Here is a 25,446-nt window from a genome sequence, read left to right as displayed (position 1 = left end):
GGCGCTCGGGAGCCCACGGCCCTGCCAGCCACAGCAGCGTGATGCCGGGTCTGGTTGCCTCGGTGGGCACCCCGCCCGAGCTGGCCGGCCAACTGGGCTGGACCCGGTTGGGCCGGTCACCGGTTCCGTTGCGCCCTCTGTACAACCATCCTCCGTCCGCAGTGGTCCAAGAGTGCAGTCCGAGCAAGCACGGGCTCCTCCGGGAACGCGATCAGGGGCGCCCCGGAGACAGGAGACAACGGAGAACCATGCGCGCCACACGTACCGCCCTCGCCGCCACCGCGGCGCTCGCGGCGGCGATCTGCACCCCGCTGCTCGCCGCCCCTCCGGCGGACGCGGCCCCGGCCAAGCTCGCCGACGACTTCAACGGCGACGGCTACCGAGACCTCGTCCTGCTCGGCGGGGCGCATGGCAAGGACGGCAGGGTCACCGTCGTCTACGGCACGTCGACCGGCCCCGGTACGCGCGTGCAGACGATCCACCAGGACTCGCCCGGCATACCCGGCGCGGTGGAGCAGGGCGACGACTGGGGTTTCGCCGCGACCAGCGCCGACCTCGACCGCGACGGCTACGCGGACCTGGTCGTCGCCTCGCCCGGTGAGGATGTGGGCGACATCCGAAACCGAGGCGGGCTGACCGTCATCTGGGGCAGCGCCAAGGGCCTCGGCTCCGGCACCGTCTTCCACTCGCCGATCGCGCCGGAGTACGCGGGCTCGGGCGACCAGTTCGGGCTGGACGTCGTGGCCGGCGACTTCGACGGAGACGGGGACCAGGACCTCACCGCCATCAGCAACAGCCGGGCCGGCGCCGTCCTGCTCAAGGGCCCCTTCACCCGCACCGGGCGGCACGGCGGCTGGCAGTCCCTCGGCGGCGACTACGGCTACCTGAACGCCTCCCAGCTGGCGGCGGGCCGGGTCACCGCCGACGCCGCCACCGACCTCTACATCCTCGGCGAGGACCTCCAGGCCGACAGTGACCTGGACCTGCGGGCCTACTTCCACCGCGGCGGAGGCGACTTCACCCGCCGCGCCGGCGTGCTCCGCGTGCCCGACGACGGCGGCCACCAGGTGGGCGGCGGCCAGGTCACCGCCATCGCCGACTTCGACAAGGACGGCTTCGGCGACCTCGCGATCGGCCGCGGCTACGAGCAGCCGGACCGGGAACGCGGCTACGTCACCGTCCAGTACGGGGGCTCCACCGGGCCGAACACGGTACGCAAGCCGGTGAAGTTCACCCAGAACTCGGCGGGCGTACCCGGCGCCTCGGAGGACGAGGACCACTTCGGCGCCGCCATCGCCGCCGGCGACGTCAACGGCGACGGGTACGCGGACCTCGCCGTCGGCGTACCCGGCGAGGACCTGGCGGGCAAACGCGAGGGCGGCATGGTCACCGTGCTCCTCGGCCGTGCGGGCGGCCTGTCCGGCACCGGGGCCAAGGCGTACGACCAGAACACCACCGGTATCGCCGACGCCATCGAGAACGACGACTACTTCGGCCTGAGCCTCAAGCTCACCGACTACACCCGCGACGGTCGCGCCGACCTCCTGGTGGGCACCAACGAGCAACTGGACAACACCCGCTGGGGCATGGTCCACCTGCTGAAGGGCTCGAAGACCGGCACCACCGCCACCGGTTCCAAGGCCTTTACCGTGAACTCCCTGCGCCTCACCTACAAAACCCTCGGAGGCCCCTTCCCTCACTGAACCGCGAAGCCCCGGACGCAGCCCACACCTCAAGGACCGCGCCCTCTACGTCGGTAGACGACGGTCCCCTGCCCATGGGAAGCGCACGGGCAGGGGGCCCGTCACTACCAGACTGCCCGATTGCCTCTTGCGGTGACCGAGTTGGCACTGCGGCTGAACTCGGCCTCTAGGAGGTCGGTGAAGATGCCGATGGGGTCCTCCCAACGTCCTGTCGTCCAGTCGGCGTTGATGTTTACTGCGAGCATGTGTGTGCCCTCGCGTGTGCCGTAGACGTACGACCAGGAGCCGAAGAGTGCGCCGCCCATACCCCAGACCGCCGTGCCGGAAGGCAAGGCCAGGCGGGAAACTCCGAGACCGTAGGTGGCACCCGGAAGCCAGCTTTCCGTCGGGACCATGGTGAACATCTCGCGTTGCTGTTGCGGCCGAAGGAGGCGCCCTCCGAGCAGCGCTGCGAAGAACCGGTTGAGGTCCGCGACGGTGGAGATCATGCCGCCCGCAGCCCAGTATGGACTCGTCTCCAGTTCCGTGACGTCATAGACCGTCGCGTCCGGGTCAGGGGAGAACAGTTTGGTGTAATGGCTCGAATGTGGTCCGGAGAGCACCGGGTCGGCGCCGAGCGGCAGGGAAGTTCCCGTCAGGTCGAGCGGGCGGGCGAGACGGTCAGTGATCTCATCGGCGAGCGTTTCGCCGGTCACGCGCTCAACGATCATCCCGGCGAGAATGTAGTTGGTATTGGAGTACACCCAGCCCCTCCCCGCCGGGAAGTCGGCCGGATGCGACATGGCGATCTCCACGAGTTCTTCGGGCGTGTAGCTCTCCTGCCTGCTCAGTGCCGGCTGGTCGCGGGTGTGGCTGAAGACTCCGCTGGTGTGGTTGAGGAGCTGTCGGACAGTGATCGTGTTGCCGTCGTGCCCGTTCCCGGTGAGCACGCCCGGCAGCCACCGCTCCACCGTGTCCTGCAGGGCCAGTTGGCCCTCGGCCACAAGTTGCAGGATCACTGTGGCGGTGAAGGTCTTGGTGATGCTGCCGATCCGGAACCGGTCCTCGTGCCCGCGCGCCCGACGTGTCTGTGTGTCGGCGACCCCCGCCGTGCCGAACCAGTGACCGCCGCCGTCACGTACCTGAGTAAGAATTCCCGGTACTTCCCCTTCCCGCACCGCTTGGTCGAGCACACGCTGTGCGGCGTCGTGGTTCCTGCGGATGACGTGCGCTGCGGGCGTGGCATCTTCCATGAGAACCCCTTGGTTTCAAATTTTCGCGACACCTGAAAGCTACGTTGCACATGTATCCAGAGAAGCGGTGCGAGCGTTGGAATCTCCGGAAGCCGGGGAGTTTCCCGCACCTTGTAGCGTTGCCGGTGACGGCTAACGCAACGAACGGGGATGCGTGGAGTCGGTCGCGTGCGGCCGGCTCGCGGTGCACGCAGTGGGAGGGCGGATATGGGCGGCAGGAGACTCACCGCGGAGGACCGCAGGGACATTGAGGCGGGACTGGCCGAGGACTTGCCGTACGCCGCAATCGCCCGACGAATGGGACGGCCGACTTCGACCGTCAGCAGGGAGGTTGCCCGCAACGGCGGGCCCGGCGGCTACCGCGCGGAATACGCAGACCGGGCCAGTGCCTGGCAGCGACGCAGCCGGCGGCCTCGGCCCGCGACGCCACCGGCCGCCGCCGCCGAGGCACCGCACGGGCGGGGCCCCGCCGCCGTTCACGCCTACGTGGACAGATTCGCGACGATGATGATCGGGACCGGACTGCCTCGCACGGCCGCCAGGGTGCTGGCCTGTCTGGTAACTGCCCCATCTGGTGCGCGGACTGCTGCGGAACTCGCCCAACGGCTGCGGGTCAGCCCGGCCTCGGTGTCCAAGGCCGTGGGGTACCTCGAAGGGCTCGACGTCCTCACACGCGAGCACGAGCCCGGCCGTCGCCGCGCGCGCTACGTCATCGACGACGACGTCTGGCTCCGCGCCTGGCTGAACAGCGCCCAGAAGAGCGCGGTGTGGGCCGAGACCGCCCAGGTGGGTGCTGACCTGTTCGGCCTCAGCACCCCGGCAGGAGCACGGCTTGAGGCAATGCGGCAATTCTTTGTCGGAATCCACCGGGACATGACCGGTCCGTCGGTCACCGCGCCACTCGACGACGCGATTACCGTACTTGCCGCCCTCCTCCACGCCGCCCGGCCCCTCGCCACCCATGAACTCGCCGCCGCCCTCGGCTGGCCACAGGCGCGCGCCGCCACTGCTGTGCAAGCCGCCGACCACCAGCCGGAGCTTTGCGGACCACTGACACTTCAGCGCACCTCCTCCGGCGCACACCTGGTCACAGTCCAGCACGGCAGGCTCACTCCGGCCCAGCGCACGGCTCTCGCCCAGCGTCCGGGACAATGCCCAAGCGGAAGTCCAGACGAACCCGACTAGATCATCGAGCGAACCAGAGGAAGATGCCTGCGATGTGGAGTCCGGCCAGATAGATGGTCGCGGTCTTCTCGTAGCAAGTAGCAATGCGTCGACATTGCTGGTCCGTTCGCCGACGAGGTGTCAAAGACCAAGAGCAGCAGTGACTGCTCACCAGCCCCAGCGCGAACCCAGCAACGCACGCACTCGCAGCTTGACATGCATAGGGGCATCAAGCGGGCCTACGTCTTCCACGGCACCGTCACCGTCACCGTGATCTGGCTCTGGCTTCGTCCATGATCCGCCGGACAGAACCTGGCGGTGAGGCGCTCGAAAACCAGTGGTACAGCGCCGCAGTGCGCCATTACCGTGCGGTCGAACCAAGTCGTCCAGCAAAGGACATGCCGTTGTACACCCTGTGAGACCTCCCCGAGTGCTGATTTGTCGCGCGTCGCGCCTGTGCGCCGCGCTCCTTTCTGCTGCGGACTTCTCACTGAAACCGGTGTACTTCTGTGCTCACCAACTGGGTGGTCGCGCCCACCTGCCTGCCGCTTGTTCTCCGTCGTTGCCACGCGTGCGCGTCCGAGCGCTTCCGGGCAAGCGGTAAATTCCGCGTCAACGCAAACCACAAGCTCATCGACGCCTGGCTCCTCGTGCTCTGTACCGCTTGCGGGGAAACTGCAAAGCTCACGGTCCTGGAGCGGGTGAATGTGCGCTCCGTACGACCTGAGCTGCTGGACCGGCTGCATGACAACGACCTCGGCCTGACAGCTGAGCTGCTCCAGGATCCGGTCGTGCGGCGCCGTAATCGCATCGCCCTCGACTGGGACAACGCCTGGCGTCTCGACACCGGCGGATCGGATCACCTGGACCGCGAGGTGATCGATGTCTCGGTCCGCTTTGCGGCCCGGATCCCTGTCCGGCCGGTGCGGCTGATCGCTGAAGGCTGCGGTCTTTCACGGGCCGAGGTCGAGAGACTGGTCACGGAGGGCAACCTCGTTTCGGCAGTCCGGCTGAGCGGCAAGCTCTCCGGCGACTTCACCTTCACGCTCAAGCGCTGAGCCCTCCTCGGGGCCTGGGGCCTGTCCGGCAAGATCCGCCGGACAGGCCCCAGGAACCCTTAGCCATGAGTTCCGCTTGCGAACAGGGCGGTCAGCGGTGCTGCTTACCCGATGAGGTGGGGTCAGAGCTTCAGCGGCCCGTAGGTGCCCGCGTGGAAGGTGAAGACGGTCGGCTCGGCGTCGAATTCCTCGCGGAAGTGTCCGCCGTAGCCAGGTTCTTCGACGTGAGGTGCGAGCAGGCCCATGATGGGGTCGAGGTCACCCATCATGTCGTCGAGCCAGAGGTTGCGGCTGAACAGTCCCCAGACGTGGCGCTCACCGCTGGCCGTGAAGCCCCAGGACTGGCGTTGTAGGGACGCGAAGTCACCCCCGGGCAGGCGGCTGTCCGGATCCGGGGAGAGCAGCGGATATGTGCGCTCCTCCCCGTCGAGCCCTGCCGGGCGATCAGGGGTCAGGCCAAGGTGCCATCGCAGGGCGTCCAGGACCGCGTCGGGCGTGTCGTCGCGGAGGAGGCAGGCGAAGACGACTTCGTAGTGGAGGCTCACGGAGCCGTATTCTGCCCGGCACGACCGACAGGCCTGAAGTGTTGCCTCAGGGTCTGGACGCTCTGACTGAAGCCTCTGCGGCCATCCTCTGGCCAATATGGGGTGGCGTATCACCGTATCTGGCGCCGCGCGCTGATCCACCAGGGCTCTCAGAGCGTGCTTCGGAAGCAGTGTCGTCCGCCCGTAGGCGGGCCAGGCGCCGCCTGGCAGACGCCGCACCCTCACCCGGACGCTGCGTCAGACCGTCAGCCGGATCCCGGTGACCAGATCCGGACGGATGCGGACCGCACAGTCCATCACCCGGTCCGACCAGGGCCGGATCAGTCTCTGGTAGCGCATCAGGGCATCCGGATCGGTCACGGGGGCGGCAGTAACCCGTCGCGACGACGCTCCAGCCCAGATGGGTCAGCGGATCGATGTCATCTGCCTGGTAGGCGACCACGACTCCCCGGTCGCCATGGTGCCGGGCCTGGGCGAACAGGTCCGAGTCCTGATGTGTCCGGATGACGACATGACCGAGGTCCAGCAGATGGTTCACCGGCCGGACGGCGGGCAGCGCGCGCTGGGTGAAGACGATCCGCCCGAGCGAAGCCCCGCCGAGCCGGCTCAGCGCCTGAGCGCCCGTCAACTCGACCGTGCGGCGCGGTCCGGTGGCCGCCGGGCCATGAGCCGGGGCCGACGTCGACGACGTGGGTGCGGCCGCGGACACGGACCGCTGGGGCGACTGATGACCTGCGTGGCTCATGGGGCGGCCTCGTCTTCTGATCCGCTCACCTGCCGTACGAGTACATCGCGCGCTGCCATTCCCACGCCAGGGCCCAACGGCCCTAGCGGCGTCGGACGTCCGATGGGTTCACTGCAGGGGACCGCATGCCATGGGCCGGCCCAACGGCGGCTCCGGGGGCCGGGCCGTGGCGTGTGGAGCGTTCGGTCGGAGTGGGCGGTACGGATGTGCACAGGAAGGGAATGCGTTGATCGCGGTCGTCGGACACAGAGACCTCAACAACAGAACTCTGGCGCTGGTGGAGGCTGAACTGAGAGCGCGGCTGGACTCCGTGGCAGAGGGCATGGCCGCTCTCGTACGGGTCGGGGCCGGGCTGCCGCTCGTGTTCGGGCGCGCCGCCCGGGAGGCCGGACGGAAGCTGACGGTACTGTTGCCGGCCCAGGGCGCGGTGCCCGCGGTGCTGCCCGAGCGGGACCGGCCGGCCGCAGGGGAACTGCTGGTCCTGGCCGAGAGCGTACGGCTGCTGGCTTTTGATCCGGCCGACCGCAACGCCTGTGTCAGCGCCGATGAACGTCTGGTGGAGACGTGCCGGACCCTGCTTGCCGTGTGGGACGGTTCGCCGTCGGACGGCCGGGACGCCACCGCACATCTGGTTGCATTCGCCCGGGCGCGTGGGATCAGGGTGGAGGTCGTCTGGCCGGACGGCTCCGCGCGGGGGTGGGCATGAGCGCGTCGGCGCGTGAGTCGGAGATGGTGGCGGACGTCCCCGAAGCCGATGGCCGGGACGTTCACTTCTCCGAGGACCGGGCGAACGACGGTGCCTCGGGGACGAGCGACGCACAGGAGCGGATCGGGGCGCGCCGGGGATTCGCCTGGCTGCTGGTGATCACCGCCGCCCTCGGGCTGCTGGGCTCCTTCGTGATCACCACCGACAAGTTCGAACTGCTCGCCGACCCCGGCTTCGTCCCGGCCTGCTCGCTGAGCCCCGTGGTGTCCTGCACGAACGTGATGCGCAGCGAACAGGCGTCGGTGTTCGGCTTCCCCAATCCGCTCATCGGGCTGATCGCCTTCGGGGTGGTGATGGGGACCGGCGCGGGCCTGTTGGCAGGTGCGCGCTACCGGCGGTGGTATTGGCTGGGGCTGAACCTGGGCACCCTGTTCGGCGTCGGCTTCTGCATGTGGCTGATGACGCAGGCGCTGTACGACATCGGCGCGCTCTGCCTGTGGTGCGTACTCGTTTGGGTGGCCACCATCTTCATCTTCTGGCACACCACCGTGCACAATCTGCGCCACGGCGTTCTGCCGGCCCCACGCGCCCTGGTCGCGGCGGTCCTGGAGTTCCCCCTGGTGGTGCCGGTGACGTGGTGCCTGGTCATCGTCATGCTGATAGCAACCCGGTTCTGGTCGTACTGGCAGACGTTTCTGTGACCCATACGGTGTCGTGATGGATGTGCGTGGCCGGGACTCCGGCGGTGGCCAGCCGGCCGGCGACGGCCCGCACCAGGTCTGTGGTGGATGCCTCGGGTGCCAGGGCCAGATAGACGTGCTGCCGGGCGGCGGCCCCGGGACGCTGCGCCAGTATTCCGGCCAAGGCCCGCAGACCAGGATCTGCGGAGGTACCGGCCGGATCGGTCTGACCGGCGGTGAGGACGGTCAACCAGGGTCGTCCGCGCCGGAACGCCTCGAGGAACGCCGCGTCGTACCCGCCCTCACCCGCCCCTTCGTCCAGCAGCAGACGCACTCGGTGCGCACGGAACCGTTCGGCGTCGATCTGCTGGAGCACTGCCTTCATCGCGGCCCATCCGGTACCGGAGGCGATCAGCACAACGTCGGCGGACGGGGTGCGGTCGGGCAGTGCAAGGGCGCCCCGCGGTGCGCTGAGGCGGACAGTGACGCCCTCCCGCGTGCCGTGCACCAGCGCATCGCTCACCCCGTCGGCACCCCGGGCCCGTACATGGAACTCCAACTCGCCGTCCGGATGCGGCGCGCGGGCCAGATAGTAAGGACGCCATGCCTGCTCCAGCAGCGGCGACTCCAAGGACGCGAACTGCCCGGCCTTGAAAGCGTAGGGCTGATGGGGGCGCACCCTGAGCACCGCGAGATCCCGCGTACGGAACTCGTGCGAGGTCACCGTCGCCTCCCAGCTCGGCGGTTCGGCGATCGCCTCGTCCGCTCCCCGGACCATCGCCGAGACGGCCAGCCGCAACATCCGCAGCCAGGCGTCCTCCAGGGCACCGGTCCACCGGGCGCCCGCACGGATGCGCAGTGCCTCGATCAGCGCTGCCTCGAACGCGTCGAAGTGCGCGGGGCGTACACCGAGCTTGCGATGGTCGCGACCCAACTGCTCGAAGGTGCCGATCATCTCGTCCGTACGGTGCAGATTGCCGATCAGATAGCGGAAGATTCCGGCGAGATGGGCCTGCTGGAAGGCCATCGACTCGGGGAACAACGACCGCAGGTACGGTTGCCGCTCGAACAGAATCCGGTACAGCTCGGCGATCAGCTCCTCCAACGGGCTCACCAGAGGCAGGAATGCGATGATCAGCTGCTGGTCGGACGTTCCGTCGTACGGCTGCGGTGCCTCGGCGCTCCACGGTTCGGCGCCGACTCCGTCCGGGGACAGGATGCGTCGCCGCAGCCGCATGGCGTCGTGCCGCGCGAGCAGTGCGTGGTAGTCCTCGCTCGGAGTGTTCATGGACCGGTGACTCCTTTGGGCAGGACGGTGGGGGTGGGGTGGGGTGGGGTGAAGAGACGTCCGTAATGCCCGGACGATCTCGGCGGCGTCAGTATGGCACCGCGTCCAGCCTGCCGACCGACCCTGGCCACAGAGCCTTTCGGCCCTGTTCAGAGCCTGTTTGACATGCTGTGACACGACGGCGAACCGACCGCCGGCCGGAAGCAGATACTCCCGACAAGGCCGAGTGCTCCGTACTCCGCTTCGGTCAGCGTTACCGCGCGAGGCCGGGACCGTTCCGCGGGCGGTCAGCCTACGAGAGCCCGGGTGCCCAGGGTCCGGCGGTGTGGTTCCGGAGGCAGGCGCGGGCAGGGCCGGTCGGCTGCCGAATGTGCAGGGAAGTAGGGCCGGTCGGCCCTGTGGGAGGTGCCCGTCGGTCCCTGGAGAGCGTCGCGGGCGGCGACCAGCATGGTGCGGCCGGGAAGGTCCGGTCCGTCCCCTCGTGATCTGCCGGACCTTCCCGACCGCTCCCCGGACACGCCCCCGTGCAGCCGGGGAGTGCTCGGAGAACTGCCACAGCTGGAGGACACGGTCCGGTGGACGCAATGGAATCGCAGGGCAAGCAGGCCGCTCACGCATATGGCCCCAAGCCCCCCGGCCCCGGGGACGACCCCATCGACGCGGAGGCCACCGCGGCCGGTCGTCTGCCCACTCGGTCGGGCAGTACGCAGCCCGGCACCGGTCTGCCGGGCCGTTCCTCGCGCGGCCGGATCGTCGTCTCGTGGCTCACGACGACGGACCACAAGCAGATCGGCACGCTCTATCTCGTCACCGCGTTCTTCTTCTTCCTGATCGGCGGCGTGATGGCGCTGGTGATGCGCGCCGAACTCGCCCGTCCCGGTACGCAGATCATTTCCAACGAGCAGTTCAACCAGGCATTCACGATGCATGGCTCGGTGATGCTGCTGCTGTTCGCCATGCCGCTGTTCACGGGATTCGCCAACTGGCTCATGCCGCTCCAGATAGGCGCACCCGATGTGGCCTTCCCGCGACTGAACATGCTGGCCTTCTGGCTGTTCCTCTTCGGCTCGCTGATCGCCGCCGCAGGGTTTCTCACCCCGCAAGGTGCTGCCGACTTCGGCTGGTTCGCCTATGCTCCGCTGTCCGACGCCACCCATTCCCCCGGCATCGGCGCCGATATGTGGATCATGGGTGTGGCGCTGTCCGGCTTCGGTTCCATTCTCGGAGCGGTGAACTTCATCACCACCATCATCTGTATGCGTGCTCCGGGAATGACCATGTTCCGGATGTCGATCTTCACTTGGAACGTACTGCTGACCGCCGTACTCATCCTCCTGGTCTTCCCGGTCCTCGCCGCAGCGCTCCTCGCGCTGGAGATGGACCGGAAGTTCGGCTCGCACATCTTCGACGCGGCCAACGGGGGTGCGCTTCTGTGGCAGCACCTGTTCTGGTTCTTCGGGCACCCTGAGGTCTATGTGCTGGCCCTGCCGTTCTTCGGCATCGTCTCCGAGGTCATTCCGGTCTTCTCCCGGAAGCCGATGTTCGGTTATATCGGTCTCGTTTCCGCGACGATAGCCATTGCCGGATTGTCCGTCACCGTCTGGGCCCACCACATGTATGTCACCGGTGGTGTGCTGCTGCCCTTCTTCGCCTTCATGACCTTCCTGATCGCCGTACCGACCGGAGTGAAGTTCTTCAACTGGATCGGCACGATGTGGAACGGATCGCTGTCCTTCGAGACGCCGATGCTGTGGGCCACCGGATTTCTGGTCACCTTCGTCTTCGGTGGGCTGACCGGTGTCATCCTGGCCGCACCGCCACTGGACTTCCACGTCTCCGACTCGTACTTCGTGGTCGCCCACTTCCACTACACACTCTTCGGCACAGTCGTCTACGCGATGTTTGCCGGATTCCACTTCTGGTGGCCGAAGTTCACCGGAAAGATGCTCGACGAGCGCCTGGGGAAGATCACCTTCTGGGTGCTGACAGCCGGATTCCACCTCACGTTCCTCGTGCAGCACTGGCTCGGTGTGGAGGGAATGCCCCGCCGGTACGCGGACTATCTCGCCGCCGACGGTTTCACCGCCCTCAACACTCTGTCCACCATCGGCTCATTCCTGCTCGGGCTGTCGTTCCTCCCCTTCTTCTACAACATCTGGAAGACCGCCCAGTACGGCAAGAAGATAACCGTCGACGACCCCTGGGGTTATGGCCGCTCCCTGGAATGGGCCACCTCCTGTCCCCCTCCCCGCCACAACTTCATCGCCCTGCCCCGTATCCGCAGCGAGTCCCCGGCCTTCGATCTGCACCATCCGGAGATCGCCGCACTCGACCCCGCCGCATCGCACTGACCCCTGACCCCGCCCACCACCGCAATCCCCGCCCCCGAGGAGAGTGCTGCCCGATGTCCCATGGTGTTCTGGCGCTCGGCGTCGCCGTGCTCTGCGTGTCAGGCAACGTCTGGTACCTGCCCGCCTGCATCGATCTGCGTGCGGGCCAGGACCGGCCGCGCTCCCGCCGGCTGGTCGCGGCCGCCGTACTGGCCGGGTGGGGATCGGCGGCCCTCACGATGCTGGTGCTGCTCATGCCGGTCACCCTGTTCGCGGCCGCGCTGGTGGCGGTCGCGGGTACCACCACCACGGTGTCCCTGGCCGTCCGCGCGCGGCTGTGCCGAGGCCAGGAGCAGTGCGAAGAGGCGGCCCGCTGGGCCGCGCTCCTCCGTTGACAGCCGCGTTCGCCTCACAGCCGAAGTGAAGCTCGGCGGCACCGCTCGGGTCACGCTGCCCATACGGTTCCCACTTCCGCCTTCCCGGAGAGGCTTTCCTTCCCGGGAGGGGGACCGGAGAGGCTCGGACGTCCGAGCAGTTCGGCGAGCCGATCGGGGAACCTTTCCGGGCAGGACTACGGCCCGGCGCCGAACCCGTTGCCGCTACTGCGGAACCCGCCTGGCAGATGTCACCCGGAAGAGTGACAGTGGACGGCCGGCTTCCCCGGCGTGCAGGGAAGCCGGGGAAGGGGCGGCTGCAGAGGTCAGAGCCATGAGGGTGAGCAGTGCGCACACGGGGTAGGCCCAGCCGAGCACGGCGAGGGGCCATGAGTAGTCGAGCGAGGTGATCCGGGGATGAAGTTGTACCAGCCAGAAAGCGAGATGGCAGGGCAGCGTCGTCACCCAGGCGGCCTGGGCGGCTGCGCGCCAACGGGTGCGATGCGGGGTGTGGAGGAGCCAGAACAGGGCGGGGAGGGCCCAGACCCAGTGGTGGCACCACGAGATGGGGCTGGCGAGGAGGCCGAAGACCTGCACTGCGAGGAGGCAGCCGAGCCGGTCGGACCGCCGTGCGCTGCGCACCGCGGCGAGGAGTGCCAGCACGCCCACCAGGGCGGTTGCCGTCCACCATGGGGCGGACATGTCCACATCGTGGCCGAGAGAGCGTGAAAGCGCCCCGCGCAACGACTGGTTGAGCCCTGATCCGACGGGGCCGACCCGTGCGGCATCGCCCACCGCGTGGAGCCAGAAGTCGCGGGAGGGCCCTGGCGCCAGCCACCATCCGATCGCCGCCGCGGCGACGAACACCACGGCCGACCACGCGGCAGCTGTCCAGCGCCTGCGGATGAGGAAGTAGAGACCGGTGACCGCCGGGGTCAGCTTGATCGCGGCGGCGATACCGACACCGAATCCCGCCGCGGCTGCCGGGCGCTGCCGGACAGCGAGGACGACCAGGGCCGCGAGCAGCAGATTGATCTGTCCGAAGGCGAGTGTGGTGGTGACCGGTTCGGTCCACATCAGGGCGGCGCTCCACAGCAGTACCCGCTGCCGGTGCTGCTCGGGCGGCGTGTCCGGGGCGGCCAGGCGCAGGCTGCCGTGGACGAAGACGACCAGAGCCAGGAGTGAGGCCGTGGTCCAGGCAGCGGCCGCCAGCGGGAACGGGAGCGTGGAGAGAGGAAGGAAGAGGGCAGCGGCGAACGGGGGGTAGGTGAAGGGCAGGCGGAAGATGTCGGGGCCGGGCAGGTCGAGCCGGAAGGCGTACAGGTCGCCGGCGAGCAGATGGGTGGAACCGGTGCGGTAGACCCGTAGATCCACCATGCCGGAACGTGTGCAGGCGGGGATCCACACCAGCAGCAGCATCACCAGGGAACTCACGGCCAGCACCCATGTCGCTCGGCGGGCCAGCGCGGACCGCACGGCCGGCAGGGATGGCCACCGAAGCTGTGGGTCCTGCGGTTCTCGGCCACTTGGCGGAACGACGTTGTCGTCCACGGCGGTTGTCATGGTTGTGCCCTCCAACAACTTCGCTCGATCGCGGGCGATTGCCCGGGAAGCCCCGGCCGGCGGACCTCTGCCGACCGGGGTGCCGCCCTCACGCCGCCATCAGGGTGAAGGCGCCGGGAACCGGCCTGTTTCGGCGGCTCCGGTCATGGCGAGGGCCGTCTGTGCCCGACTCCGCTGAGCCGCCCATGTCAGCAACACCACGGTCACCGACGCCCCGATGACGGCAGCGACCACATAGGTCCAGGTCGGCCCCCGGCCCGCGGGCAGCACCAGCAGGAGCAGAGCGACCACCGCCCCCTTCACCCGGGCATCCGCCAGAGTGCGCCACGCCACCACAGCCAGCGGCACCCCGCCCCACAGCAGGTACCACACCTGCACCGCGGGAGCGCAGATCACCAGGGCCAGCAGCCCCATTGCCGCAGCGCGTTCCGCCCCCGTGCGGGGAGCACGCCATATGAAGAACACTGCCGCGCCCAGCCCCGCCAACGTCCCGACCGTACGTGCCGCGCTCACCGCTCCCGGCGCCGCGTTCGATCCCGCCCCGGCCGCGATCCACTCCAGCACTCGGCCCACGTCCGTGCTCACCGACAGCAGCGTGTACACCTCGGACGGCGTATGCATGGTCCGCAGCCACCCCCAGCCCTGACCGCACAGGGTCACACCCAGCCACAGCGTCCCGCCAGCCACCAGGGAGATCCCCAGAGCACGACCGAAGCGCCGCCGCCAGCCCGACTGTGCGGCCACCGCCACCATCGCGGCACACCCCAATGCCACCGCAGCGGGGGCCTTCACCAGCACGGCCCCTATCAGCACCGCAGCGCCCAGACCCCATCGCCCGGAGCGGAAGGCCACGAAACCGGCCATCATCAGGCCGACCATCAGTGCCTCGTTGTGTGCCCCGCCCACCACATGCGCCAGCACCAGCGGATTGAGCGGCGCCGCCCACCAGGCCCCTCCATCGCCGGCACCCGTCCGCACGGCCAGCCGCTGCACGGACCACGCCAGGAGGGCCAGCCCGGCGAGCGCCACCAGCCGCAGCCCCACGACCGCGGCGGCCACATGATGCTCCCCGGTCACCGATACCACGGCTTGGCTCACCAGCACGGACACCGGCCCGTACGGGGCCGGTGCGTCCCGCCACACCTCCGGGACATTGGCGGCGAGCGAGCCGCCCAGTGCCGTCGGGCCGACCTCGTAGACATTCCAGCCGCGCTGGGCCAGCGCACCCTGAGCCAGGTAGCTGTAGACGTCAGCGCTGAACAGCAGTGGCGCGGGCAGCAGGGGCAACGCCCAGCAGCCCAGCGTGCTCCACTGCTGCCTCCGGCTCATCACCGCACCGGCCCGCAACAGCGTGCCCAACTGCCACCAGGCCCACACCAGCAGCCCGAGTCCGGCATACGCCGCCGTCGCACCCATCGCTGTGAGGAGCGGGCCCGGTGCCCCCCACACCCCGTCCCGCACGCCTTGCGGCAACGCGCCGGCGCCCCACGCACCCGCTGAGAGCAGCACGGAACCCCACATGCCCCGTCGCGTCCATACCCGGACCGCGCTCCCCATCGCTCTCATTCGGCCCAACCTAGATTCCTTCCCCGGACCGCCCAAGCAGCACTCGTGAAATTGACGGCGAACTCAGGATGTCGGCCTGTTGTCCACGGCCAGGTCCGTGACGGGGGCAGTGCGACAGAGCCCGTTCGACAGACCCTCACGGACCGGGCGGAGTCGTTCGCGTCCGTCGCGGCCGCACTTCATGATTTCGGTTGCGGTGACCCTCCGTGGCTCTGGCGCCGAAACTGAAAGTGATCCAGAACCTAGCCCACCGACAATCCTTTCACTGGTTGTTTACGGGGGATGTCACTCCATTCATCTGCACTGCCCAGGATTCGCCACGGGCACGTCGTACACCATCACGGCGTGCCCTTCACCTTGTGGCGAGCAGGAAGGACGGCTGCTGATGCGGCCCACAGATCGGCGCGTACGGCCGGTTGGCGGATCAGGTGGACAACGGCTCGTGGGGGCAGCGCTCGCGGCGCTGCTCCTCGTGAGCGGCAACCTGACGGCGGCGTACGCCGAAACAGGTGCGGAGCAGCGCACACCAGGGCAGAGCGGGACGGCGGACGCCACGAGTCTGCCGACCCTCAGTCCCGGCGACGGGGAGTATCTGGAGGGCAGGCAGAAGGTTGCGGCCACGCCGACGCTGGCGGGTGACTCCGTGACGGGGCTCGCGGTCGACGGGAAGGCGATCGACGGCGAGCAGACGGTCGGGGTGTCCCGGCTCAGCTTCGACGTCGGGTCGAACTCGACGGAGGCCCGCTACCACAACTACGTGCTGGTCAACGGCGAGTACCGGGCCGACATCGGCGACTTCGTCAACGAGCGGGCCACGATCGAGATCCCGAACCAGCACCTCGTCAAGGGCGAGAACAAGATCGAGTTCTTCGCCGGGACGGTCGACAGCTCGTGCGGCGTCAACCACGACGACTTCGTGCTGTCCGACATCAGCCTGGACCTGCTCGGCGAGGTCGCGGACGGTGAGGAGAACGAGTACACGTACTCCTTCGGCGACGGCAGTTGCGGTTCCAACACCTCGCTGCTGACGAAGGCCGCACTCAGCTTCTTCGTCCTGGGTGAACCGCAGGGCACCACCGGCCTGCAGGGCGACCTGGACACCACGAAGCTCACCAACGGCGAGCATGCCCTCACCGCGACGACCACCTCGGGCAAGACGGTCAAGAACACCGTGACGGTGAACAACGCCCCGGCGGGCGCCCCCCGGCTGCTGCCCAAGGACGGCACGCTGGTGGGCGGCCGGCAGCCCGTGTTCGCGAACTTCCCGGCGGGCACCGAGGGCGGCGTCGAGTCGCTGACCGTGGACGGGGACGCCCCCGTCACCGATCCGCACCTAGGCAATGGCGCGGCGACCTTCTCCTTCGACGTCGGGTCGAACTCGATCGACGACCGGAACGACAACTATCTGCTGGTCAACGGCAAGCGCATCGACCTGGGCGGTACCTGGGTGAGCCAGCGGGTCGACATCGCGATCCCGGCGCGTTTCCTGGTGCCCGGTGACAACACCGTCGAGGTCGTCACCGGCCCGTACAAGGAGAGCTGCGGCAACAACCGCGACGACTTCGACATCTCGCGTCTGGCGCTCGCTTTCGAAGGCGGCACCGTCACCGGCCGTGACATCGCGGACTCCTACGCGATGGGCGACGGCACCTGCGGCAGCAGCGACACCCGCCTGCGCGAGGTGGCACTGCACTACACGATCGACGCCCCGGCCGTGCACGTCTTTGACACCCTCGGCTCCGGCAATGCGACCCTCGGCTTCACCGTGGACAGCAACTCGATCGAGGCCCGCTACCAGAACTACATCCTGGTGAACGGTCAGAAGCACGTGCTGGACGGCGATCTGGTCAGCCGGCACGTCGATCTGGCTTTCCCGAACGAGTGGCTCGTCCCCGGCTGGAACACGGTCGACTTCGTCACGGGCACCTATCCGACGTCGTGCGGCGCCAACCGCGACGACTTCGCCCTCTCCGACATCACCCTCACCCCGGCGAACGGCACTGCCGCCGGCCGGATGCTCAAGGGCTCGTACAGCCTCGGCGACGGCAATTGCGGCGACAACGTCAACCCGCTGACCGAGATCGACCTGGAGTTCTTCGTCGAAGGTCCTGCCCAGGGCCTCCGCGCGGACCTCGACACCACGAAGATCGACGACGGCAGGCACACCCTGGCCGCGACGTCGAAGACCGGCAAGACCGCGACCCGGGTCCTCGTCACCGACAACTCCGCGCCGCGGGTGGCTGCCAGCGTCCCCGCCGCCGGGCAGAAGATCACCGCCTCGGTCGTCCTCGACGTCCGGCTCGAGGACCTCTCCGGCGTGGTGAACGGCCCCGACGTCAAGCTCGACGGCAAGCCGGTCCAGCTCGGCGCCCCGGTGGGGCCCGGCCTGTCCGCCGGTGAGCACACCCTGACGGTGTCCGGCACCGACGGCGTCGGCAACAGCGGCGCCCACAAGGTGAAGTTCACCTCCGCCGGCATCCCGGACGTCCCCGCCGACCTCACCCCGAAGTCCGGCACGGCCGACGCGGGCAACAGCGTCAAGCTGTCGGCGAAGGTGGCCGAGCCCGACGGCGGCAAGGTGAGCGCCACCTTCTCCGAGGCCGAGATCCTCACCCCGAACCAGGTGTTCCAGGGCACGGCCGGGTCCGTTCCCACCACGCTCCAGGTCAAGGGCGAGAAGAAGGTGACGGCCGCAGGCCTTGCCCCCGCCGACGGCAGGACGCTCGACGCGCCGGCCGCCGAGGACGTCACGTTCCAGCGGTTCGACGTCCAGGTGAAGGGCCACGTCGACGCGCCGGTGCTGCGCTGGCAGGGGGTCATCGACCCCGAACGGCTCGCCGCGCTGCGCGTGTGGAACACCGCGACGGAGAAGTGGGACGTCCTGACGAGCGCCCGCGGCGCCGCCGAGGGCGACACCGTCCTGACCGCCGTCGTCGACCGGAAGTACGTCGACCGGCAGCAGGTCCACGCCATGGTGACCGGCGAGGATCCGTTCGCCGACGACATCGACGCCGGTGACCCGAACCGGTTCGCCGACCCCGACTCGTACGACTTCTCGATCGTCCACTACACCGACACCCAGTACCTTTCCGAGGGCGCGGTGGAGCAGGAGACGCCCGAGGAGCGCGCGGTCTGGGAGAAGGCGTACGGCGACGTGTCGCGCTGGATCGCCGACAACAAGGACAAGCGCAAGATCGCGTACGTCGCCCACACCGGCGACATCATCGAGAACAACATCCGCAAGCCCGCCGACGAGGCGATGCAGCGTCAGGTCACCGGCGAGCTGGAGCTGTCCTCGAAGCAGCAGAAGATCCTGGACGACGCGGGTGTGCCCAACGGTGTGATCGCGGGCAACCACGACAACCAGTCGGGCACCGAGAACGGTCCGGACGCGATCTACAACCAGTACTACGGGCCCGAGCGCTACCAGGCGCTCTCCAAGGGCTGGAAGCACGCCGAGTACGGCGGCCCGTGGCGCGAGGGCGACAACCAGAACCACTACGACCTGTTCTCCGCCGGCGGCCTCGACTTCGTCGTGGTCGGCCTCTCCTACGGCGTGACGCGCGAGGAGGCCGAATGGGCCGACTCGGTCTTCAAGCGCTACCCCGACCGCAACGGGATTCTGCTCTCGCACGACTACCTCGCCCCGAGCAGCAACTCCGACGGGCGCGGCGCCCCGTTCTCCGCACCGGATGGCTCGATGCTGTACAAGAAGGTGGTCCAGGACAACCCGAACGTGTTCCTGATCCTCGCCGGTCACGAGCACGGCGTCGGCACCAACGTGAAGCCCAAGGTCGGCAAGGTCGCACACGACGTCGTCGAGCTGCTCGCGGACTACCAGTTCTACACGGTGTCCGCGGACCGGCTCGGGCTCACCGAGATCGGCGGCTACAAGCCCGGCGACCAACTGCAGTTCGGCGCGAGCTTCTTCCGGATGCTCCAGTTCGACGTCGGCCGCTCCGAGCTGACCGTGGACACCTACTCGCCGCTGCTCGACGAGTTCGGCGCCACCGAGTACGACACGAACCACCGCTACAACGGCACCGAGGACAACATGGTGCTGCCGATCGACCTCAGCAGCCGCAAGACGACCTTCAAGACCGACTCGCTGGCGCTCTACGACCCCGTGAGCGTCATCGGGAAGACCGAGGCCGACTCCGGTGGGATCGCCTCGGTGACCTGGAACGGACTCAAGCCCGGCACGACCCACGCGTGGTTCGTCACGGCGCGCTCCACGGGCGGTGGCGTGACCGCCTCCGAGCCGAGTGCCTTCGTGACCAAGGACGCCCATGGCCGGCCCGGCGTCTGGGGAGCGGACGTGCCCGCGTACCCCTGGTTCACGTCGCCCACCGGCCGGCGCTGACCGGCTGACCAGCCGCCACGCCCGTCGTCCCGGACCGGACCGGTCCGGGACGACGGGCTCGCCGTCGTTCGCCTGTCGACAACGAGAACCGAGATCTCCATGCGTCCCGCCACCCTGCCCACTCCAACGCTCCTGCCCTTTTCCTGGCTGCCCCGGCTCCTGCCGCGCCGGCTGCCCGCCGCGCTCCTCACCACCGTCGCGGCCCTGGTGGCCGTGCTCGCCGCCGGCCTCGCCCATCCGTCGCGCGCCGCCGCGCACGACATGACCTCAACCGCGTACGTCGAGGTGAAGGGCACCGGAGCCCGTGTCGACGCGACGCTGGACCTCGAATACGACCTGCTCATGAAGTCGGCCTGGCTCTACGCCGAGGCGTACGGGGCGAAGGACCGCGCAGAGCAGCTGCACCAGCTGAAGACCAACGCCGGCGCAGTGACCGAGTACGTCACCGGCCGCTTCGCCGTCACCCGCGGCGGCAAGGCCTGCACACCCCGGCGTGCAGGCGACGCGGACATCCACACCCGCGGCACCCGTCCGTTCGCCGTCCTCACCCTGGCCTACGACTGCGCGGGCGGCACCGACGGCACGTACACGATCTCCAGTGCCCTGTTCCCCGACACCGAGAGCTTCGTCCACAGCGCGGAGACGATCGTCCATTACGACATCGACGGGCAGAGGGGCTCCCAGGTCCTGTCCGCCGCCGAACCGACCCTGGAGACCGGCGGACACCACAAGCCGCACCAGATCGCGGAGTTCTTCCTGCTCGGCACCGAGCACCTGCTGTTCGGCCTGGACCACATCCTCTTCCTGCTGTCGCTGCTCATCGGCGCCCGTGGCCTGCGCGACATCGTCCTCGCGGCGACCACCTTCACGGCCGCGCACAGCGTCACGTTCCTCCTGGCTGCCACGGGCGTCGTGAACGTGCCCGGATCCGTCGTGGAGCCCGTCATCGCCGCCTCGATCGCCGTCGTGGCGCTGGCCAACGTCGCCCTGCGCGACCGCGAGGGGACCGGGCGCTGGAGGCTGCCGGCCGTCTTCCTGTTCGGCCTCGTCCACGGCCTGGGTTTCGCCGGCGCGCTCGGCATCGACGAGAACCGGTCCTGGGAGCTGCTGCTGTCGTTGCTGAGTTTCAACGTCGGCATCGAGGCGGTGCAATTGGGCATCATCGCCGTCGGGTTCCCGCTGCTGGTCCTACTTCGCCGGACTCCCGCACACCGCTGGGCCCTGCCCGCGATGACCGCGCCCATCGTGATGGTCAGTCTGTACTGGTTCTTCGGCCGGGTGGCAGACGCGGTGTGACCGAGTGACGCCCGCACGCCCAGGGGCACCGTGACCTCCACGACGCGATCACCCCCGCCGTCCCGGCTCCGCCACGGGTGTTCCCGCTCGTGTGTCACGCCTGTTTCGTCTGTACGTGCCGGGAGTGCGACGCGCTCGGTGCAGGAGCTGATCGGCACGGGGGAACGTCCGGTGGTCAGAACTGCGCACAGCCGTAACGGAATCTTCGGCTCCAGACGTTGGTCTCTTTGCTGTGCTGTTGCCCGCCGGATGAAGTTACTCCCGGGTCGATGAAAACTGTCCGGATCCGTACGCTTCTCGCATCGCCAGACCCCTTCACGGTTGACATGATTGCCCACGCAACCTTCATGGTCGCGACGATGCTGTGATCATTTTGGTCGCTTTTTGTGGTCAGTGTGACTGCACGCAGTCACACTGATCTGTGGGGACGGGGGACGGGGGAGATTTTTGTCGCAGCAGTTGGTGTTCAGAATCCTGGGGCAACTGGTCGTCAACGCGGGCGAACGCACCATCTCGGTGGGAGGAGCACGGCAGCGGACCGTGCTGGCCATGCTCCTGCTGTCGCCCGACCGCGTCGTGTCGGTGGACAGTCTCATCCAGGCGGTCTGGCAGGGGAGTCCACCGTCGACGTCGAGGAATCAGATCGCGATCTGCGTCTCGGGGCTGCGCAAGATGTTCGAGTCCGAGGTGAATGTGGACAATCTCATTGTCACGGCACATCCCGGCTACATCCTGGCGACCGGCGACCATGTCGTCGACTCCCTGGAGTTCGAGGAAGAGGTGCGGCGGGGGCGGGAGCTGATCCGGCGAGGGCAGGCCGCCGAGGCCGGGGCCGTGCTGGAGAGTGCGTTGAACCTGTGGCGCGGGCCCGCGCTCGACGGGGTCAACGGTGCCGAGGAGGGCGCGGCGGCGCTCGATGAGCTCCGCCTCGACGCGTACGAGGAGCTGGCGGGGATACGGCTGCAACTGGGACAGCACCGCTCGCTCATCGGAGAGCTCGCCGGGCTGGTCAAGGAGCACCCGCTGCGTGAACAGGCGCGTGCCCATCTGATCCTCGCCCACTACCGGTCGGGGCGCCGGGCCGAGGCGCTCGAAGTGTTCCGCGAGGCACGCCAGCTGCTCGTGGAGGAACTGGGGATCGAGCCGGGTCCCGCACTCCAGGAGCTGCACGACCAGGTGCTGCGGGACGCCCCGGAGCTGACCGTGCGTCATATCGCCGCGCCGACAGTCTCCTTACCCGCGCAGCTTCCCGCCGGGGGAGCGGCCTTCACCGGGCGGGCGGCGCAGCTCGCCCTGCTCGACGGGCTGCTCGACGAGCGGCGGGGCCACGCGCCGCTTGCCGTGGCAGCCATCTCCGGGGTGAGCGGGGTGGGCAAGACGGCGCTCGCCGTGCACTGGGCCCACCAGGTCGCCGAGCGGTTCCCCGACGGGCAGCTCTTCGCGGATCTGCGGGGGTACGACGAGCACGACGACCCCACAGCGGCCAGCGCCGTCCTCGACCGTTTTCTGCGGGCGCTCGGGGTTCCCGGTCCGCAGGTCCCGACCGACCCGAACGAACGAGCTGCCCTGTACCGCAGCGTCCTGGGCAGCAGACGGGTCCTGATCGTGCTCGACAACGCCGCCTCCTATCAGCAGGTCCGCCTGCTGATGCCCGGAAACGGCCGGTGCTGTGTGCTGATCACCGGGCGGGACGCGCTCGACGGGCTGACCGGCGACTACGCCGTACGCCGCATCGGGCTCAACGTGATGAGCCAGGACGAGGCCATCCGGCTGCTCCGGAAGGTCGCGGGCGAGGAGCGGATCGCCGCCGACCCGGCAGGCGCCGAACTCCTCAGCCAGCTCTGCGACCGGCTGCCGCTCGCCCTGCGGATCGCGGGCGCCCGGCTGGCCGCCAAGCCGCACTGGTCGGTACGGACCCTCGTCAACCGGCTCTCCGACCAGCGGCTGCGGCTGGACGAACTCAGCCAGGGCGACCAGGGGGTACGCGCCGGATTCCGGCTCAGCTACCGGGCGCTGCCGCCGGCCGCTGCCCGGATGTACAGGCGCCTCGGCCTGCTCGCCGTACCCGACTTCACCTCCTGGGTCGGCGCCGCCGTCCTCGACACCGATCCGGCGACCGCCGAGACGCTCATCGAGCAACTCGTCGACGCCCAGCTGCTGGAGGTCGTCACCGGGGAAACGGACGGTGCCATCCGCTACCGCTTCCAGGATCTGCTGCGGCTGTTCGGCTGGGAGTGCGCGCAGGCCGAGGAGACCGAGGAGGAACGCGACGCTGCCCTCGACCGGGCCTTCGGCGGCTGGCTGGCCCTTGCCGATGCCGCACACCGACGGGCGCACGGCGGTGACTACACCATCTTTCACGGGCCCGCGCCGCGCCTGTCCCTGCCCGAGGAGATGGTGGACGGCCTGCTTGCCGACCCGATGGCCTGGTTCGAGTCGGAGCGCGCCGCGATCGTCGCGGTCGTCGAGCAGGCGGCGCGCACCGACCGGTCCGCGCAGGCCTGGGACCTGACGATGAGCAGCAGCACCCTGTTCTCCACCCACAACTACCTGGAGGACTGGCGCACCTGCGCCAGGCATGCCCTGGAGGCCGCCCGTCGGACAGGCGACCGTATCGGTGAGGCGGCGATGCTCCAGTCCCTCGGCTCCCTGGAGATCTACCAGAGCCGGTACGCCTCGGCGGAGGCCTGGCTGAATCCCGCCCAGCAGCTCTTCGACGAACAGGGCGAGGAGCACGGGCTCGCGCTCGTACGACGAAACCTGGCTCTGTGCGGGCGGTTCCGGGGCGAGTTGGGGTCGGCCCTGCGCTACGCCGAAGAGGCGCTGCGCGGCTTCAGGAAGGTCGGTGATCTGATGTCCGAGAGCTACGTCCTCGGCCTGATGGCGCAGATCGAACTGGAGTCTGGGCGGGTTCGTGAGGCCATCATCCTGAGTGCCGAGGCCGTCTCGATGAGCCGTGCGGCCGGATTCCTCAGGGGCGAGGCGCAGAACACCTACCGGCTGGCCGAGGCCCAGATGCGTAACGGCGAGCCCGCCAGAGCGGCCGAGCACTGCCGGACCGCACTCGGGCTGTCCCGTGTCGAAGGGGACATTGTCGGCGAAGTGTTCGCGCTGCGGGGGCTCGGGGAGGCACTGTGGCGGCAGGAACTGCTCGACGACGCGCAGAGCTGCCTCCAGGACGCGCTGCGCGTGGCCGAGGAGCTGGCCGACCGATTCCTTCAGGCCCGGATCAGCGTCGATCTCGGCGTCATTCTCGTCGCGCGGGGGGACGGGGAAGGCGCGGGGATGCTCGGCCGGGCGCGGGGGGTCTTCAAGGACCTCGGCGCCGACGCCTGGCAGCGCCGCGTCGGCCGCCTCGGCGACGCGGCACGGACCGCGGGCCCCGGCAGCCCCGTCCCGGTCGCCGAACTCGCCCGGCTGCTCGACAACTGACGGGGGCACGGGAGAGGGGACGCGGCGGTTGTCCGTGTGCCCGTGTGCGGACCCGCCTGCCCGCGCGCCGACGAACGCCGGCCCGGTCCGCAACGGGGGGCGCGGGCCGGGCCGGCGGGCTTGTGCGAGCGGCTAGGGCGTGTTTCGAAAGTCCCGCCTGCCGGGCGGCGTTTGGCACGCACGCTCGCGGCGTTGTCGGGTCGCCCCGATACGACCGGTATCGGGGCGGCCCTCCGCCTTGCGATCGCACGCACCAGACGCCGCCCGGCCCGCCCTACGGGCGGACGACGCTACTTTCGAAACACGCCCTAGGACCAGGGCTGCTCGGCCGGCACCGTGGCGCCGCCTCCCTCGCCGGGAGCGCTCCACGGCTGCTCGCCCAGTACCGTGGCGCCGCCTCCCTCGCCAGGAGCGCTCCACGGCTGCTCGGCGGCGAACCGGAAGCCGTCCGCGGTGGCCGGGCCCGTGGTCAGGGCGGCTGCCATGCCGGCCAGCAGGAGCGCGGCGGTGCACAGGGCTCCGGTGGTGGCGGAAACCGTCTTTGTGGCGAGCATTTCCCACTCCTCGTCAGGCTTTGTTGGTGCGACAGGAGTAACGCTACGGGCTCCTATTTTTGAAGCGATATCACTTCAATTTCGAAGCGCCCGAAGATGCTTGGAGAAGTAGTCGACGAGATCCGCCTCGTACGGTTCCAGATAGAAATGATCCCCCGGGAAAATGCGATGGCTGAACGACGAGGTGGTGAGTTCCTCCCACGATCTCAGTCCGTCGAGGCCGCATCGCGGATCGCTGATGCCCGCGCAGGCCACGATCGGGGTGCCGAGTGCCACCGGGTAGTGCGGCCTGCCCGTCTCCAGCACCCGGTAGTCCGCCCTCAGGGCCGGCATCAGGAGCTCCCTGAGGTCCGGGTCGTCGAAGACGTCCAATTGCGTACTGCCCAGCCGTCGCAGCGACTCGATGATCGCCTCGTCCCCCTCATGGTGCACGGTCGTCGGCTCCACCCGGTGCGGCGCCGGGCGGCCCGAGACGATGAGGAGCGCGGGATTCACCCCGTGCTCCGCCGACAGCTTGGCCGCGACGGTGTACGCCACCGCGGACCCCATGCTGTGCCCGAAGAGCGCGAGCGGACGGTCGAGGAGGCCGAGCAGCGCCCCGGTGATCCGCTCCGCGAGTTCGTCCATCGACTCGATGGCCGGTTCGGCGATCCGGTCCTGCCGGCCCGGGTAGCGGGCGGCGAGCAGCTCGACGTCCGGCGGCAGCAGCCGCCGCCAGCCCCGGAACATGCTCGCGGTGCCCCCGGCGTGCGGGAAACACGCCAGCCGCAGGGCCGGTTCGGCCGTGCCCCGCAGTCGCCGGAACCACAGCTCATCGCTTCTTTCCGCGGTAATACCCATATGAAAT

Annotated in this window: 17 protein-coding genes and 2 pseudogenes; 11 read left to right on the top strand and 8 right to left on the bottom strand. The window is 69.0% G+C overall.

Going from position 1 to position 25,446, the window contains the following annotated elements; all coding sequences use genetic code 11:
* The first annotated feature begins 248 nt into the window (after positions 1-248).
* Entirely contained in the window at positions 249-1,703 is a 1,455-nt protein-coding gene (locus tag ACNPQM_RS05680) for an FG-GAP and VCBS repeat-containing protein (RefSeq protein ID WP_418083116.1), read from the top strand.
* A 104-nt stretch (positions 1,704-1,807) separates the two neighbouring features.
* On the opposite strand, the gene ACNPQM_RS05675 is transcribed toward ACNPQM_RS05680, so the two are convergent.
* On the bottom strand, positions 1,808-2,935 hold the full coding sequence (locus ACNPQM_RS05675; RefSeq protein ID WP_418083115.1) for a serine hydrolase domain-containing protein: 1,128 nt from the start codon (positions 2,933-2,935) through the stop codon (positions 1,808-1,810).
* Positions 2,936-3,142: 207 nt separating this feature from the next.
* Between ACNPQM_RS05675 and ACNPQM_RS05670 the strand changes: the two genes are divergently transcribed.
* The 3 genes and pseudogenes from ACNPQM_RS05670 to ACNPQM_RS05660 all read left to right on the top strand — a co-directional run bounded on the left by ACNPQM_RS05670 (position 3,143) and on the right by ACNPQM_RS05660 (position 5,157).
* Positions 3,143-4,120, top strand: coding sequence for a helix-turn-helix domain-containing protein (locus tag ACNPQM_RS05670; RefSeq protein ID WP_418083113.1), 978 nt, complete (start codon positions 3,143-3,145; stop codon positions 4,118-4,120).
* A 171-nt stretch (positions 4,121-4,291) separates the two neighbouring features.
* Positions 4,292-4,396 (top strand): annotated as a pseudogene (locus ACNPQM_RS05665) (IS5/IS1182 family transposase); the annotation flags it as partial.
* A gap of 212 nt (positions 4,397-4,608) precedes the next feature.
* Positions 4,609-5,157, top strand: a complete 549-nt coding sequence (locus ACNPQM_RS05660; RefSeq protein ID WP_418083112.1) for a DUF1062 domain-containing protein — start codon at positions 4,609-4,611, stop codon at positions 5,155-5,157.
* Positions 5,158-5,279: 122 nt separating this feature from the next.
* On the opposite strand, the gene ACNPQM_RS05655 is transcribed toward ACNPQM_RS05660, so the two are convergent.
* Complete coding sequence (locus tag ACNPQM_RS05655; protein ID WP_418083111.1) at positions 5,280-5,702, bottom strand: hypothetical protein; 423 nt, start codon at positions 5,700-5,702, stop codon at positions 5,280-5,282.
* A 237-nt stretch (positions 5,703-5,939) separates the two neighbouring features.
* A pseudogene (locus tag ACNPQM_RS05650) lies at positions 5,940-6,447 on the bottom strand (pyridoxamine 5'-phosphate oxidase family protein).
* A 226-nt stretch (positions 6,448-6,673) separates the two neighbouring features.
* Here ACNPQM_RS05650 and ACNPQM_RS05645 point away from each other — a divergent pair.
* Together ACNPQM_RS05645 and ACNPQM_RS05640 are read left to right on the top strand one after the other, a co-directional pair.
* Positions 6,674-7,153 (top strand): hypothetical protein, encoded by a 480-nt coding sequence (locus ACNPQM_RS05645; protein ID WP_358859938.1) that lies wholly within the window; start codon positions 6,674-6,676, stop codon positions 7,151-7,153.
* Positions 7,150-7,854 (top strand): vitamin K epoxide reductase family protein, encoded by a 705-nt coding sequence (locus ACNPQM_RS05640; RefSeq protein WP_418083109.1) that lies wholly within the window; start codon positions 7,150-7,152, stop codon positions 7,852-7,854. Before ACNPQM_RS05645 ends, ACNPQM_RS05640 begins: the two co-directional genes overlap by 4 nt.
* On the opposite strand, the gene ACNPQM_RS05635 is transcribed toward ACNPQM_RS05640, so the two are convergent.
* Positions 7,805-9,121: a globin domain-containing protein gene (locus tag ACNPQM_RS05635; protein WP_418083107.1), complete on the bottom strand. Its 1,317-nt coding sequence runs from the start codon at positions 9,119-9,121 to the stop codon at positions 7,805-7,807. The genes ACNPQM_RS05640 and ACNPQM_RS05635 overlap by 50 nt on opposite strands.
* A 584-nt stretch (positions 9,122-9,705) precedes the next feature.
* On the opposite strand from ACNPQM_RS05635, the gene ctaD reads away from it, so the two are divergent.
* Complete coding sequence (gene ctaD / locus ACNPQM_RS05630; protein WP_418083221.1) at positions 9,706-11,472, top strand: cytochrome c oxidase subunit I; 1,767 nt, start codon at positions 9,706-9,708, stop codon at positions 11,470-11,472.
* A 53-nt stretch (positions 11,473-11,525) separates the two neighbouring features.
* Complete coding sequence (locus ACNPQM_RS05625; protein ID WP_358859934.1) at positions 11,526-11,846, top strand: hypothetical protein; 321 nt, start codon at positions 11,526-11,528, stop codon at positions 11,844-11,846.
* A 204-nt stretch (positions 11,847-12,050) separates the two neighbouring features.
* Here the strand turns inward: ACNPQM_RS05625 and ACNPQM_RS05620 are convergent, their stop codons facing one another.
* Together ACNPQM_RS05620 and mptB are read right to left on the bottom strand one after the other, a co-directional pair.
* Entirely contained in the window at positions 12,051-13,259 is a 1,209-nt protein-coding gene (locus ACNPQM_RS05620) for a glycosyltransferase 87 family protein (RefSeq protein WP_418083105.1), read from the bottom strand.
* Positions 13,260-13,487: 228 nt separating this feature from the next.
* Positions 13,488-14,954, bottom strand: coding sequence for a polyprenol phosphomannose-dependent alpha 1,6 mannosyltransferase MptB (mptB, locus tag ACNPQM_RS05615; protein ID WP_358859932.1), 1,467 nt, complete (start codon positions 14,952-14,954; stop codon positions 13,488-13,490).
* Positions 14,955-15,396: 442 nt separating this feature from the next.
* On the opposite strand from mptB, the gene ACNPQM_RS05610 reads away from it, so the two are divergent.
* The 3 genes from ACNPQM_RS05610 to ACNPQM_RS05600 all read left to right on the top strand — a co-directional run bounded on the left by ACNPQM_RS05610 (position 15,397) and on the right by ACNPQM_RS05600 (position 24,045).
* Positions 15,397-19,317 carry a metallophosphoesterase gene (locus tag ACNPQM_RS05610; protein ID WP_418083103.1) on the top strand — a complete coding sequence of 1,307 codons (3,921 nt, stop codon included), beginning with the start codon at positions 15,397-15,399 and terminating at the stop codon, positions 19,315-19,317.
* Between the two features lie 99 nt (positions 19,318-19,416).
* Positions 19,417-20,613 carry a HupE/UreJ family protein gene (locus ACNPQM_RS05605; protein WP_418083102.1) on the top strand — a complete coding sequence of 399 codons (1,197 nt, stop codon included), beginning with the start codon at positions 19,417-19,419 and terminating at the stop codon, positions 20,611-20,613.
* Between the two features lie 462 nt (positions 20,614-21,075).
* Positions 21,076-24,045 (top strand): BTAD domain-containing putative transcriptional regulator, encoded by a 2,970-nt coding sequence (locus ACNPQM_RS05600; RefSeq protein ID WP_418083220.1) that lies wholly within the window; start codon positions 21,076-21,078, stop codon positions 24,043-24,045.
* 308 nt (positions 24,046-24,353) lie between these two features.
* Here the strand turns inward: ACNPQM_RS05600 and ACNPQM_RS05595 are convergent, their stop codons facing one another.
* A complete protein-coding gene (locus tag ACNPQM_RS05595) occupies positions 24,354-24,599 on the bottom strand; it encodes a hypothetical protein (protein ID WP_418083101.1) in 246 nt (81 codons plus the stop codon).
* A gap of 75 nt (positions 24,600-24,674) precedes the next feature.
* The gene (locus tag ACNPQM_RS05590) at positions 24,675-25,439 is read right to left on the bottom strand and encodes a thioesterase II family protein (protein WP_418083099.1); all 765 of its coding nucleotides are present in this window, start codon (positions 25,437-25,439) and stop codon (positions 24,675-24,677) included.
* Positions 25,440-25,446: the final 7 nt, after the last annotated feature.

It is taken from the genome of Streptomyces sp. NPDC056231 (genome assembly GCF_048270745.1).
Lineage (GTDB): Bacteria > Actinomycetota > Actinomycetes > Streptomycetales > Streptomycetaceae > Streptomyces.
This window is presented reverse-complemented; position numbering and strand designations above follow the sequence as displayed.